The 12,381-nt window shown below is 63.7% G+C and carries 13 protein-coding genes; 5 read left to right on the top strand and 8 right to left on the bottom strand.

Translation table 11 applies throughout. From position 1 onward, the window contains the following. Positions 1–50: 50 nt before the first annotated feature. Genes cyoA through ccoG form a run of 5 tightly spaced genes read left to right on the top strand, consistent with a single transcriptional unit; the run spans position 51 to position 5,351 of the window. Positions 51–935, top strand: coding sequence for a ubiquinol oxidase subunit II (gene cyoA, locus FHW92_RS18435; RefSeq protein ID WP_246870270.1), 885 nt, complete (start codon positions 51–53; stop codon positions 933–935). Between the two features lie 3 nt (positions 936–938). Continuing rightward, complete coding sequence (cyoB, locus tag FHW92_RS18430; RefSeq protein WP_168604752.1) at positions 939–2,921, top strand: cytochrome o ubiquinol oxidase subunit I; 1,983 nt, start codon at positions 939–941, stop codon at positions 2,919–2,921. Continuing rightward, on the top strand, positions 2,918–3,493 hold the full coding sequence (cyoC, locus tag FHW92_RS18425) for a cytochrome o ubiquinol oxidase subunit III (protein ID WP_168604751.1): 576 nt from the start codon (positions 2,918–2,920) through the stop codon (positions 3,491–3,493). Before cyoB ends, cyoC begins: the two co-directional genes overlap by 4 nt. Then, positions 3,493–3,840, top strand: coding sequence for a cytochrome o ubiquinol oxidase subunit IV (gene cyoD / locus FHW92_RS18420; protein WP_168604750.1), 348 nt, complete (start codon positions 3,493–3,495; stop codon positions 3,838–3,840). The genes cyoC and cyoD overlap by 1 nt, the downstream gene beginning before the upstream one ends. Positions 3,841–3,896: 56 nt before the next feature. Beyond that, a complete protein-coding gene (gene ccoG / locus FHW92_RS18415; RefSeq protein ID WP_168604749.1) occupies positions 3,897–5,351 on the top strand; it encodes a cytochrome c oxidase accessory protein CcoG in 1,455 nt (484 codons plus the stop codon). 17 nt (positions 5,352–5,368) lie between these two features. On the opposite strand, the gene FHW92_RS18410 is transcribed toward ccoG, so the two are convergent. From FHW92_RS18410 to FHW92_RS18375, 8 genes are all read right to left on the bottom strand, one after another. Continuing rightward, positions 5,369–6,244 carry a Pnap_2097 family protein gene (locus tag FHW92_RS18410; protein WP_168604748.1) on the bottom strand — a complete coding sequence of 292 codons (876 nt, stop codon included), beginning with the start codon at positions 6,242–6,244 and terminating at the stop codon, positions 5,369–5,371. Positions 6,245–6,248: 4 nt separating this feature from the next. Further along, positions 6,249–7,097 carry a hypothetical protein gene (locus FHW92_RS18405; RefSeq protein ID WP_168604747.1) on the bottom strand — a complete coding sequence of 283 codons (849 nt, stop codon included), beginning with the start codon at positions 7,095–7,097 and terminating at the stop codon, positions 6,249–6,251. 88 nt (positions 7,098–7,185) lie between these two features. Beyond that, positions 7,186–8,475, bottom strand: a complete 1,290-nt coding sequence (locus FHW92_RS18400) for an MSMEG_0569 family flavin-dependent oxidoreductase (RefSeq protein WP_168604746.1) — start codon at positions 8,473–8,475, stop codon at positions 7,186–7,188. Positions 8,476–8,498: 23 nt separating this feature from the next. Further along, positions 8,499–8,786 (bottom strand): MSMEG_0570 family nitrogen starvation response protein, encoded by a 288-nt coding sequence (locus FHW92_RS18395; protein ID WP_168604745.1) that lies wholly within the window; start codon positions 8,784–8,786, stop codon positions 8,499–8,501. Then, positions 8,779–9,753: a sll0787 family AIR synthase-like protein gene (locus FHW92_RS18390; RefSeq protein ID WP_168604744.1), complete on the bottom strand. Its 975-nt coding sequence runs from the start codon at positions 9,751–9,753 to the stop codon at positions 8,779–8,781. Before FHW92_RS18390 ends, FHW92_RS18395 begins: the two co-directional genes overlap by 8 nt. Next, positions 9,750–10,292 (bottom strand): MSMEG_0567/Sll0786 family nitrogen starvation N-acetyltransferase, encoded by a 543-nt coding sequence (locus FHW92_RS18385; protein WP_168604743.1) that lies wholly within the window; start codon positions 10,290–10,292, stop codon positions 9,750–9,752. The genes FHW92_RS18390 and FHW92_RS18385 overlap by 4 nt, the downstream gene beginning before the upstream one ends. Next, positions 10,292–11,416, bottom strand: coding sequence for an MSMEG_0568 family radical SAM protein (locus FHW92_RS18380; RefSeq protein WP_246870269.1), 1,125 nt, complete (start codon positions 11,414–11,416; stop codon positions 10,292–10,294). The genes FHW92_RS18385 and FHW92_RS18380 overlap by 1 nt, the downstream gene beginning before the upstream one ends. Further along, positions 11,352–12,374, bottom strand: coding sequence for a Nit6803 family nitrilase (locus tag FHW92_RS18375; RefSeq protein ID WP_168604742.1), 1,023 nt, complete (start codon positions 12,372–12,374; stop codon positions 11,352–11,354). The genes FHW92_RS18380 and FHW92_RS18375 overlap by 65 nt, the downstream gene beginning before the upstream one ends. Positions 12,375–12,381 lie beyond the last annotated feature (7 nt).

The raw sequence follows: 12,381 nt of genomic DNA, 5'->3' as shown, positions 1-12,381 counted from the left end.
AAAGGGGATGATCCTTGCCAATCCTGTCCCGCCCGTCTGCCCGATGGTGCTTGCTGGCCCCGGTTCCGCTTTTATCGCTGCTCTCCGGCTGTGCGCCTTGGGCCTTGCTCGACCCCAAGGGCCATATTGCCACGCAGGAGCGCGACCTGATCCTGCTCTCCACCGGCCTCATGCTGCTGGTGGTGATCCCGGTGATCGGTCTGACGCTGTGGTTTGCCTGGCGCTATCGTGAAACCAACGAGCGCGCGGTCTATAGGCCCAAATGGGCCCATTCGATGACCATCGAACTGGTGGTCTGGACGATCCCCTGCGCGATCATTATCGCGCTCGGCTCGATCATTTGGGTCAGCACGCATCAGCTTGACCCGTATAAGCCGCTCAAATCCGCGCAAAAGCCGTTTGAGGTCGAGGTGGTCGCGCTCAACTGGAAATGGCTTTTCATCTATCCCGAACTGGGCGTGGCCAGCGTCAATGAACTGACCATTCCCGCCGGTCGCCCGGTCCATTTCCGCCTGACGGCCGAGCGGATGATGAACTCCTTTTTCATCCCCCGCCTCGGCGGCCAGATCTATGCGATGACCGGGATGCAGACCCAGCTGAACCTGATCGCGGATGCGCCCGGCAATTTCGACGGCCGCTCGGCAGCTTTCAGCGGCGAGGGCTTTTCCGACATGCATTTCAAGACCCGCGCGTTGGGCCAAAGCGATTTCACCGCATGGGCCGCGCAGGCCGCCAAGGCCCCCAAACCCCTCGACCTTGCCGCCTATAACGCGCTGCGCCGGCCCTCCACGGCCACGCCGCCTGCGCTCTATGCCCATGTCGAACCCGGACTTTTCGACCGGACGATCAACACGTTCATGATCGGCCGCATGTCGGCGCAGGAGGCCAAGCGCGCCCTGTGTCTGCCGCCCGCCACCATGGGCGAAAGGAACTGAGCCATGTTTTTAGGAAAGCTCACTCTCGACGCCATTCCATGGCACGAACCGATCATCATGGGCACGGGCGTTGCCGTGGCGCTGGGCGGTCTGGCCATGGTGGCGCTGCTCACGCATTTTCGCCTGCGGACCTATTTGTGGCGCGAATGGATCACCTCGGTCGATCATAAAAAGGTGGGGGTGATGTATTTCATCCTCGGCCTTGTCATGCTGCTGCGCGGCTTTGCCGATGCGATCATGATGCGGGCGCAACAGGCCATGGCCGTGGGCGCCAATCCCGGCTTTCTGCCCCCGCATCACTATGACCAGATATTTACCGCCCACGGCGTCATCATGATCTTCTTCGTGGCCACGCCCTTTATCCTTGGCCTGATGAATGTGGTCGTGCCGCTGCAACTGGGCGCGCGCGATGTGGCCTATCCCTTTGTCAATTCACTGGGCTTCTGGCTCTCGGCCTTTGGCGCGGTGCTGGTGATGGTCTCGATGTGGGTGGGCGATTTCGCGGCCACGGGCTGGGTCGCCTATCCGCCCCTGTCCGAGATGGGATACAGCCCCACCACAGGCGTCGATTATTACATATGGTCGCTGCAGATTTCCGGCCTTGGCACCACGCTGGCGGGGATCAATTTCGTCGTCACCATCCTGAAGATGCGTGCGCCGGGCATGGATCTGATGAAGATGCCGGTGTTCTGCTGGACCTCGCTCATCACCAATATTCTGATCGTCGCCATCTTCCCGGTGCTGACGGCCACGCTCGCCATGCTCAGCGTCGACCGCATCTTCGACATGCACTTCTTCACCAATGAAGGCGGCGGCAATGCGATGATGTATATCAACCTGATCTGGGTCTGGGGCCACCCGGAGGTCTATGTTTTGGTCCTGCCGGCCTTTGGCGTCTATTCCGAAGTCATCGCCACCTTCTCGCGCAAGCCTTTGTTCGGCTATTCCTCGATGGTCTATGCCACCTCGTCCATCGGCCTGCTCTCCTTCCTCGTCTGGCTGCACCACTTTTTCACCATGGGGTCGGGCGCCAATGTAAACGCCTTTTTCGGCATCACCACCTCGATCATCTCGATCCCCACCGGGGTCAAATTGTTCAACTGGCTCTTCACGATGTTTCGGGGCCGGATCCAGCTCCATTCCTGCACCCTGTGGACCATCGGTTTCATGGTCACCTTTGCCGTGGGCGGGATGACGGGCGTGCTGCTGGCCGTGCCGGGGGCAGATTTCATGCTGCACAATTCGCTGTTTCTGGTGGCCCATTTCCACAATGTCATCATCGGGGGCGTGGTCTATGGCTGCCTTGCGGGCATGACCTTCTGGTTCCCCAAGGTCTTCGGTTTCACGCTCAACGAGTTCTGGGGCAAGCTGGCCTTCTGGTTCTGGCTGATCGGCTACTGGCTGGCCTTCACGCCGCTCTATGTGCTGGGCCTGATGGGCATGACGCGGCGCATGAACCACTACGAGGATCTGAGCTGGCAGCCATGGTTGCTGGTGGCGCTGGTGGGCGCGGTGTTTGTGGGGCTGGGGATTCTGGCGATCCTGGTGCAACTGGCCGTCTCGATCCGCGACCGCGCGCAGAACCGCGACACCACCGGCGACCCGTGGAACGCGCGCAGCCTTGAATGGTCCACTGCTTCCCCTGCGCCCTTCTACAATTTCGCCCATGTGCCCACGATCACCTCGCTGGAGCAGCATTGGGAGGACAAGGAAACGGGCCGCGCATGGGTGCCGCCCGCCGCCTATGAGGACATCCATATGCCGCGCAACACCGGCGCCGGTTTCATCATCAGCGCCTTTGCCTTCGTCCTTGGCTTTGCCGTCATCTGGAATATCTGGTGGCTGGCCGCGCTGGGGCTTTTCGGCATGATCGGCACCTTCATCGCGCGCAGCTATGACCGCGACACCGATTACTGGGTGCCCGCCGCGCAGGTCGAACAGATCGAAAAGGCCCGTTACGCCCTGATGCAGGAGGCCCGCCCATGAGCGCCGCACACCACGATGACGGGTCCAAGACCACGCTGGGTTTCTGGATCTATCTGATGAGCGATTGCCTCATCTTCGCCAGCCTGTTCGCCACCTTCGCCGTGCTGGCGGGCAATGTAGTGGGCGGGCCGGAGGGGCGCGAATTGTTCGATCTGTCCTATGTCGGCTGGGAAACGCTGCTGCTGTTGGTGTCGAGCGCGACTTTCGGCTTTGCCATGCTGGCGATGGAGCGCGAAGACCGCCGTGCCCTGCGCCAATGGCTGGTGTTGACATGGCTGCTGGGCGCGGGCTTCATCGCGATGGAGGTCCATGAATTTGCCGCCCTTATCGCCGAGGGCGCAGGGCCGCAGCGCAGCGCCTTCCTCTCGGCCTATTTCACGCTGGTGGGCACGCATGGGCTGCATGTCACGGCGGGGCTGCTGTGGCTGGCGGTGATGATCCATCAGCTTTCGGTCTTTGGCATCGACGCAATGGTGCGCCGCCGCCTCGCCTGCCTGTCGCTGTTCTGGCATTTCCTCGATCTGGTCTGGATCTGCGTCTTCACCTTCGTCTATCTGCGAGGAGCCGTCTGATGGCCCATACCTCTTCCCATGGCAGCGCCGCCTCGATCCTGTGGGGCTTCCTGCTCTCGCTGGTCCTGACCGCGCTGGCCTTTGGCGCAGTGATGGCGGGCGCGGTGCCGCGCGGGGCCGTCCTGCCCGCGATCACGCTTCTGGCCGTGGCGCAACTGATCGTGCAACTGGTGTTCTTCCTGCACCTTGGCCTCGGACAGGGCCGGCGCGGCAACACCGCCATCTTTCTGCTCACGGCCATGCTGATCGGCATCGTTGTCAGCGGTTCGCTCTGGGTGATGCACAACGCCAATCACAATATGAGCCCGACCCAGATGACCATCGCGGCAGCCCGCAATCGTGACTGACCGCTGATCCTTTCCGCCCCCCTCCCCCGCGCGGGGCTTGAGTGGAGTTTGTTTCCATGTCCAATATCGACCTCAAGCCCCGTGGCCCCAAGGGCCGCGCCGGGAAAGCGCAGCCTGCCGCCGCGCCAAAGCGCCTCCATGCCGCCCCGCAGACCATCTATCCGCGCGCGGTGGACGGTCCTTTTCGGCGGCTGAAATGGGCGATCATGGCGGCCTGTCTGGCGCTTTATTATCTTGCGCCATGGCTACGCTGGGATCGCGGGCCGGGCGCGCCCGATCAGGCGGTGCTGCTCGATCTGGTCAACTGCCGCTTCTATCTGTTCGCCATCGAGATCTGGCCGCAGGAATTCTATTTCGTGGCGGGCTTGCTCATCATGGCGGGCATCGGCCTGTTTTTTCTGACCACGATGGTGGGGCGGGCATGGTGCGGCTATGCCTGTCCGCAAACGGTGTGGACCGATCTGTTCCAGCATGTTGATCGACTGATCGACGGCGACCGCAACGCCCAGATGCGTCTGGCGGCGCAGCCGTGGGATGCGGGCAAGATCGCCAGACGCCTTGCCAAATGGTCGATCTATCTGGCCATCAGCTTTGCCACGGGCGGTGCATGCATCCTCTATTTCGCCGATGCGCCCCGGCTCTGGCATGAGTTCTTTGTCGGGCAAGCCTCGGCCATCGCCTATTCCACCGTGCTGATCCTGACGGGCACAACGCTGTGGCTGGGCGGGTTCATGCGCGAACAGGTCTGCCTCTATATGTGCCCATGGCCGCGCATCCAGTCGGCCATGCTCGACGAACGCTCGCTGCTCGTCACCTACAAGGACTGGCGCGGCGAGGAGCGGGGCAAAACCGGGGGCGGAGATTGCGTCGATTGCGGCCTGTGCGCGGCGGTATGCCCCACCGGCATCGACATCCGCGATGGGGCGCAGATGGCCTGCATCAACTGCGCGCTGTGCATCGACGCCTGCGATGGGGTGATGGCGCGGCTTGGCCGTCCCCGCAGGCTGATCGATTATTCCACGCTCGAGGCCGATGAGGCCGGGCGCAAAGGTTTGGCCGCCTCCACGACCATCTGGCGGGGTCGCAGCTTGGCCTATCTGGCGCTGTGGCTGGCCATCGGGGCAGGGCTGCTCTTTGCGCTGGCCATGCGCCCGCGTCTGGCCATCTCGGTCGCCAAGGATCGCAACCCGCCCTTCATGGTGATGAGCGACGGTTCGATCCGCAACGCCTATCTGGTCAAATGGCGCAATATGGAAGGGCGCCCGCGCCCGATGCGCCTGAGCATTGCGGGCGCGCGCGGCATGGTCATGTGGAGCGAGGATGCGGACAAGGCCAGAGCCTCGACCAGCCTTGAGCGCGTTATCCCCGCCGATCAGAGCAAGGCCCTCCGCGTCTATGTCCTGTCACCTGCCCAGACCCGCACCGACAGTCTGCAATTCCGTCTGAACGCGTTGGACAAACAGGGCGGCGAGGCAGTCTATGGCGCGCGTCTGGATGGCCCGCCTTTATAGACCCTATGAGCGAGCATTTACCGCGCAATCCCTGGGCGGCGCAGGGAAAAGGCCACCGCAATCAGCTTGTCATCGCTTTCGCGCCGCATTTCTACCCAATGGTCGCGGCCCTTGTCATGGATGTTTGTGCCGCATAGCACCATGATGATCCGGTCGCCCAGTTCGGCATTGCCCAGATAGAAGATCCGCCGCCCTTCGGTGACAAACAACGGCGCGGGCTGACGAAACCAGCTCCATTCGGCCCGGTCGAGCATGGCCTGAAAGGCGGAGAAATAGAGAAATTCCGCCCTGTTGAAATCCTCATGCGGCGATGGGTCCAGCACCAGTCGCGCCAGTTCGGCCCGCTCGCCACGCGTAAAACCCAGCATCGCCTCCCAGCCATCGGGGCGAAAGGGCGGCTCCTTCAGCCCTTGCGCAGGCAGCAGGCCGCAAGGCAGCGCCACCATCGCCCGCGTGGCCGAACGGTTCATCCCCGGAACGGCGCGATGGACAAAGATCGAGGTCATTTCCACCGTGGCGACGGGGCGCGTATTGGCGAAAACCTTGATCCGGCTGCGAAACCGCGTCCGCCCGATCCGTTCCAGCCGCAGGGCGAAATCAAGCATGTCATTCTCGCCCACGCTGCCCAGTCCCGCGCCCCGGCCCGCCACATCCACCGCGACAAAGGCGGGATAGAGCCTTTCTCCCTTGGCTCCCCGAAAATCGGGCGTTTCCATCCCATGCGCGGCGGCCAGCGCCAGCCAGTGGCGATGCCCGCAGGCCTTGAGCAGCCAGTTTTCCGACAGACCCGCGCGGCACAATTGCGGCATACCGGCGCGCACCGGCTCGAAGGAAGGCCATTCGAGCCGGGCCGCGGCGGGGGCTTGCGCCAGATCGGCAAAGGCACCCGCCATCGGTTTAGAACCCCACGCTCACGCCGATGCCGAATTGCACCTGATCGCGGGCATGATCGCCCCGGTTGATCGCGGATTTGACCGCGACCAGATTGTCATTGGCCAGATGGTAATATTGGGCATTGGCATAGAGCGTCCACTTGCCCGCCCTTACCCCCAGATCGAGCGGCGTGGCCGCTTTCAACCCGGTGGTGACAAGGCCCAGATTGCTATCATCAATCCGACCGAAAAAGCTTTTGGGCGCCAGCGTGATCCAGCTCGGCGCGGAGAGCGTCAGCTTTTTCAACTTTAGCGTCGGCGTTGCGCCCAGCCAGACATCCCACGTGTTGCCCGGCTTGCCCACGCCAATCACCGAACTGCCGTCGAACTCATAGAAGAACACGGCATAGGGATTGATTGTGAAGACCTGCCCGCTCTTGCCATCGGCATAGCTGGCCACCAGCGCGACATTGTTGGCCGTGCGCGGCAGGTTGTTGCCCACAAAGGCGACATATTTGCCCGTCAGCGACAGGCGCTTTGTCACCGGGACCGTAACGGCCACAAAGGGATCGGTTTCATTGACCGTGCGCGTGGCATTGCCGATGGCGTCATAGCCGGGGTTGAAATCGGTCCACACGCCCGCCGTCATCGCCACGCCGCTGGGCATGGTCATCGTGGCCGAGGCCGTGGTCTGGATCGAGGCGCCGCGCGTGGTGGCGACAAGGCCGTGGGGCGTGACATAGGCATTGCCCACCCATGTGTCGAAAGCGCCGCTCAGCACCGGCCCGTCGGATGCGGTTTGGGCATGAGCGCTATTGGCCAGCATAAGCGCGAGAATGGAGGGCGCAAGGATGCGCCCGAAGAATGGCCTCATGGTAATCTCCCCAGATGGCATGGATGATGGTGTGGATGCTTGCCCTCGCCTCTTCGGGCGCCGTTGGGGCATCCTCTCCCGTATCGGTTCAGGCCATGGCGGTCTGGCGCAGGGCGGGCGCCATGGCCCCGGCGATATGTTCCACAATATGGGCGGCATCGCGCGCAACCCCGGCAAAGCGCCCCGAACCCCATGTGTGCAACCATGGCAGGCCGATGAAATAAAGCCCGTCATGCGCGGCAATACCTCGATCATGCCCCGGATAGCCGCGCCCGTCGAAAACCGGCGCGTCGATAAAGCCGAAATCCATGCGGAAGCCGGTCGACCAGATGACGCTGCCAATACCCTGCGCGGCCAGATCAAGGCTTTCGGGATCGCGTTCCGGCGCCCAGCAGGGGGCGTAATCGGCCTCATGTGGCGCATCAATGCCTTCGCGGCCGATATAGTCATCAATGGTCTTGCGGATGCGCAGATAGGTGGCGTCGGCGGCGTCGAGATGTTGTGTCAGATCCTGCCGAAAGCGCACCCTCTGGCCGTCCACGCCATCAAGCATGCCGTAGAGCTTCATTCCGCGCAGCGCGAATTTGCGGAGGTCGATCTCGCGCCCGCCATCGCGCCCGGTCAGATAATGGTTCTCGTTCTGTCGCACCTTTTCGCTGGAGGGGTGTTCGGTGATGGGCATGTCATAATGGCCCATTTCCTCTAGCCAGTCGGTGGCATCGCGCCCGCGATACATGCGCGGCGCGCGCGGCGCATCGCCTACGGCCAAATGCACCTGTCGCCCGGCCAGCATCAGGTCCTCGGCGATCTGACAGCCCGACTGGCCCGATCCGACCACCAGCACGCCGCCTTCGGGCAGATCCTGCGGGTTGCGGTAATCAAGTGAATGGATCTGAGGCAGAGTGGCGGGCATCGCCGCCCCGAAGCGGGGGACGATGGGCGTGTGATAGCCGCTGATCGCCACGATCACCTTGTCGGCGGTATAGGCGCCGTCGCTGGTTTCCACTACAAAGCCGCCCTGCGCGCGCGGCTTGACCCGCGTGACGGCCACGCCCTCGCGGATGGGGGGATTGACTAGCCGGGCGTAGGCTTCGAGAAAATCGACGATCTCGTCCTTCAGCATGAAACCGTGAGGGTCCTTGCCACCATATTCGCCGGCATAGCTGAAGCCGGGTAGACGGCACTGGCGGTTGGGCGTGACAAGACAGAAACTGTCCCAACGCTCGGAACGCCATGCGTGGGCGATGCGATGCTTTTCAAGGATCAGATGCTCGATGCCTTGCTGCTGCAACAGAAAGCTGAGCGAGAGGCCGCCTTGCCCGCCGCCCACGATGATGACGGGAACATGGGCGGGCGAAGTGTCGATGGAGGTAAGCATGTCTGTCTCCGGCAAAATGGGGTTCAGGGAAGGAAGGCTTCGACATGGACGAGCGCTTCGGGATGGTCGGCAAAACGGATGGCGCCGGCCCTGATCGCGGCCATTTGCATCAATGCCTGCGAACAGCCCATGCCAAAGCGGGCGCGCACACGGGCATTGGCCGCCTCCAGTCCGGCAAGGGCCAGTTCGGCAAAGCGCCCGACCGGATAGGCTTCGCCCGCATTCAGATGATCACGGATGATGGTGGAGGGGGAATAGCATTCCTCCATCGCGCCATCGGGCCAGCGGATGCGGAAACGCATTTCAGGCATGGGTTTTCTCCATGGAGGCATGACAGCCGATCAGCGGCGTATCGGCGCTCCAAACGATGGCCTCCTGCTCATCCATCCGAAGGCGGATCTGCGCAGCGGCGGTGGCCGTGCCGATCCGGGCGCAGGCCACGCCAGTGTTTTTGAACCGGGCGATGATGGCCGGGGCATTGTCCGGCGGCGCGGTCATCACAAAACCGAAGCTGGGAAAGGCGCTGAGCCAGCGCTCCCATGCCACGCCGACCGGGCGGGGCGCGGCGTCGAGGTCGATCTCCAGCCCTACCTTTGACGCTTCAGCCAGCATGATGGCGGTGCCGATGGGGCCCGCCATGCTGATGTCCTTGGCGGCCGTCAGGCGCCTCTGCGATGCCAGATCGGGCATGATCGACAGGAGCGTGCGCAAATGCTCGTCGCCGGCCCCGGTGCTGGCATCCCACCATGGGAAGGGATCGCGAAAGCGCCCGGCCAGATCGACCGCCATCAGCAAGGCATCGCCCGGCTGCGCATCGAAACTGGTGATTACATGGTCGGCCCGGCCCAGAATGGCGACGGCCAATTGCCCGCCCTTGGCCTTTAAGTTGGAATGGCCGCCCACAATCGGCACGCCATAGCGCCGCGCCGCCTCGCGCATCCCGGCCAGCATGGGGGAGGCTGAGCCTTCGCCATCGGCCCACAACGCATCGACCACCGCCAGCGGGCGGCCACCCATGGCTAAGATGTCGCTGACATTGACCATCACGCCGCAATAACCGGCAAACCACGGGTCGGCCGTGATGAAGTCCTCGACGAACCCTTCGATGGCCAGCAACAGGTGGCCGTCGCCATCGGGGATCGCGGCGGCATCGTCACCCACCGGAACGGCGCCGCCGCTGTTCAGGCCCAGCGCGCGCATCACCGGGGCGATGTCAGCCTTATGGGCCATGCCCCGACTGTCACGGATCATTGCTGCGAGGGCTGCAGCCCGGCTCATGCCGCGCGCCTTGTTTCGGTGCGCAAACCCGTGATGCCATCGGCGATGGGGGGATAATGCGAGAGATCGGCCTGCATCAGCGCATGGGGGCTGTCGTGCAGATCGAGCATGTCGATCCTTTCCCATTTCATCCGGCGAAACAGCAATTCGTTGCGTGCCTGCACATGGGCGAGAAAGCGGGTGCAGCCGCGCGCATGGGCGGTGCTGACAGCCAGACGGATCAAGGCCGGGCCGATCGTCCCCACCGTCCGGTGCGAGGCGGCCACGGCCAGGCGTGAACCCCACCACAGGCCCGGTTCGGGCGAGTGGATGCGCACCGTGCCGATCACCTCGTCGGGCTGTCCGCCGATCATCGAGAGGGCAACGATGGGCGTGGCCAGCGCGTCCACATCGTCGCGATCATGATGGGCAAACAGACCCTGTTCGGCGCAGAAGACGGCATGGCGCAGCGCGGCAGCCCCGGCCAGTTCCCAGCTTTGCGTGGCATAGCGCACGATATAATCGGGCGAGCGGAAGGGGGCGGGGGAGGCCAGGTCCATTATACCACCTGCGCTGCGGGCCGGCGCAGCTTTTCAAAGGTGGAGAGCGCCGAGCAGGCGCCGCAGCGCGCGCAGCCCGCCTTGACCTTTTCCGCCGCCATCCCGCCCTGGGCCAGCATCGCGGCCAGAGGTTCGAGCACCGAGGCCATGAATTCGGGCGTGGGCGAGGGGTGGCTTTCGAGCGGCGTGCCCGAAATAGGCACAAAGGGCACGACAAAGGGATAGACGCCGATGGCGATCAGTTCCTGCGCGATGGCGAGCAGCGCCTCGCGGCTGTCCCCAAGGCCTGCAAGGATATAGGTCGAAACCTGCCCCCGGCCAAAGACCGGCACGGCGGCGCGGAAGGCATCCATATAGCGATCAATCGGCACGCTGGCCTTGCCGGGCATGATGCGGGCGCGCAAGTCGGGGGTGACTACCTCCAGATGCATACCCAAAGTGTCGATCCCGGCCTCGCGCATGGTGGTGAACCAGCCATCATGATCGGGCGGCTCGCACTGGGCCTGAATGGGCAGATCGACGGCGGCGCGGATGGCGCGGGCGCTTTCCACCAGAACCCCGGCGCCGCGATCGGGCGTGGCGGGCGTGCCTGTGGTCATCACCATATGTTTGACGCCATCCAACTCGACGGCGGCTTTGGCCACTTCGGCCAGTTGCGCGGGCGTTTTGTGCGCGATGGTGCGCCCTGCCGCCAGCGATTGCCCGATGGCGCAGAACTGGCAGGTCTTGGCGCGGCTTTGATAGCGGATGCAGGTTTGCAGCACGGTGGTGGCCAGCACATCGCGGCCATGCAGCGTGGCGATCTGCGAATAGGGGATGCCGTCTGCGGTTGTCAGGCCATAGAATTTGGGTTGGGGCGGAAAGGCGATGATGCCCAGATCCTGTCCGCCGCAGCTCAGCCCGCTGTTACCCTGTGCATCGGGGCGCCCGGCCTCAAAGGGGCTGTCGAAGGCGCCATGGGTGTGAACCGGAACCATGACCGTCACGCCGTCGATAGTAACAGCCTTATGATCCGATGGCCCGGCGCCGCCGCGACGGCTCGATGCGCCTGCGCGTGGATCAGACAGCCGAATGCCGAAGGACTGCAACTGCGCGATCATCGTTGCTGTTTTCGTCGGTGTCATCTTGGTTCTCCGTGGTGGCAAGGTGCAGGGCTGGGGCGGGGCGGTTGTCGAGATGCAGGCGGAGCAATTCGGGGCGGGCGTAATGGCCCACGCTGTCCATCATCCGCTTGCGCTTCATCACCAGAGCAAGGTCGCAATCGGCGATCAGTAGCCCTTCGCCCTGCGTCATGGGGGGCACAACATGCTGCCCTTCGGGCGAGATGATGGCGGTGCAGCAGCCACCCGAGAGCGCCTTGTGATGGGCGCCGGTGGGGTCGATGGCCGTGCGCTGTTCCTCGGTCAGCCAGCCTGTGGCATTGACCACGAAACAGGCGCTTTCGGCGGCATGGTGGCGGATGGCGGCCTCGATCTGATCGTGAAAGATCGGACCGACCAGCGAGCCGGGAAACTGGCTGGCGTGGATCTGTTCGCCATCGGCCATCAGCGCATAGCGGGCCAGCGGATTGTAATGTTCCCAGCAGGCCAGCGCGCCAACCCGGCCCACGGATGTATCGACAGCCCGCAGGCCCGATCCATCACCTTGTCCCCAGACCATGCGTTCGTGATAGGTGGGGGTGATCTTGCGGCGTTTAAGCGCCAGCGTGCCATCGGCATCGAAGATCAGTTGGGTATTGTAGAGCGATCCGCCATCGCGCTCGTTCACGCCCATCACCAGCACCATCGCATGGCGCCGTGCGGCGGCGGATAGGGCCTGTGTGACCGGGCCGGGGACCGTTACGGCCTGATCGTAGAGCACCAGATGTTTGGCGCCCATGCGATAGGGCGGATCGATGAAGGAGAAATAGGGGTAATAGGGCAGGAAGGTCTCGGGAAAGACCATGAATTGCACGTCCTTGCCCGCGCCCTCGGCGATGGCGTTCAGCACGCGTTCCAATGTGCCCCCTGCGTGGTCCAGCACCGGGGCGATCTGAACCGCGGCGGCGCGGACGACCCGCTTGTCGTAGCCATTCTCCTCCATCGACCCG

The sequence above is a fragment of the Novosphingobium sp. SG707 genome (assembly GCF_012275515.1).
GTDB lineage: Bacteria > Pseudomonadota > Alphaproteobacteria > Sphingomonadales > Sphingomonadaceae > Novosphingobium.
This window is presented reverse-complemented; position numbering and strand designations above follow the sequence as displayed.

What these genes read in the sequence shown, in the direction of transcription:
- FHW92_RS18405 (WP_168604747.1), bottom strand. Translation starts at nt 7,097, where the DNA reads ATGAGGCCATTCTTCGGGCGCATCCTTGCGCCCTCCATTCTCGCGCTT.
- FHW92_RS18380 (WP_246870269.1), bottom strand. Translation starts at nt 11,416, where the DNA reads ATGACACCGACGAAAACAGCAACGATGATCGCGCAGTTGCAGTCCTTC.
- FHW92_RS18400 (WP_168604746.1), bottom strand. Translation starts at nt 8,475, where the DNA reads ATGCTTACCTCCATCGACACTTCGCCCGCCCATGTTCCCGTCATCATC.
- FHW92_RS18395 (WP_168604745.1), bottom strand. Translation starts at nt 8,786, where the DNA reads ATGCCTGAAATGCGTTTCCGCATCCGCTGGCCCGATGGCGCGATGGAG.
- FHW92_RS18385 (WP_168604743.1), bottom strand. Translation starts at nt 10,292, where the DNA reads ATGGACCTGGCCTCCCCCGCCCCCTTCCGCTCGCCCGATTATATCGTG.
- cyoD (WP_168604750.1), top strand. Translation starts at nt 3,493, where the DNA reads ATGGCCCATACCTCTTCCCATGGCAGCGCCGCCTCGATCCTGTGGGGC.
- cyoB (WP_168604752.1), top strand. Translation starts at nt 939, where the DNA reads ATGTTTTTAGGAAAGCTCACTCTCGACGCCATTCCATGGCACGAACCG.
- FHW92_RS18410 (WP_168604748.1), bottom strand. Translation starts at nt 6,244, where the DNA reads ATGGCGGGTGCCTTTGCCGATCTGGCGCAAGCCCCCGCCGCGGCCCGG.
- ccoG (WP_168604749.1), top strand. Translation starts at nt 3,897, where the DNA reads ATGTCCAATATCGACCTCAAGCCCCGTGGCCCCAAGGGCCGCGCCGGG.
- FHW92_RS18390 (WP_168604744.1), bottom strand. Translation starts at nt 9,753, where the DNA reads ATGAGCCGGGCTGCAGCCCTCGCAGCAATGATCCGTGACAGTCGGGGC.
- cyoC (WP_168604751.1), top strand. Translation starts at nt 2,918, where the DNA reads ATGAGCGCCGCACACCACGATGACGGGTCCAAGACCACGCTGGGTTTC.
- FHW92_RS18375 (WP_168604742.1), bottom strand. Translation starts at nt 12,374, where the DNA reads ATGGAGGAGAATGGCTACGACAAGCGGGTCGTCCGCGCCGCCGCGGTT.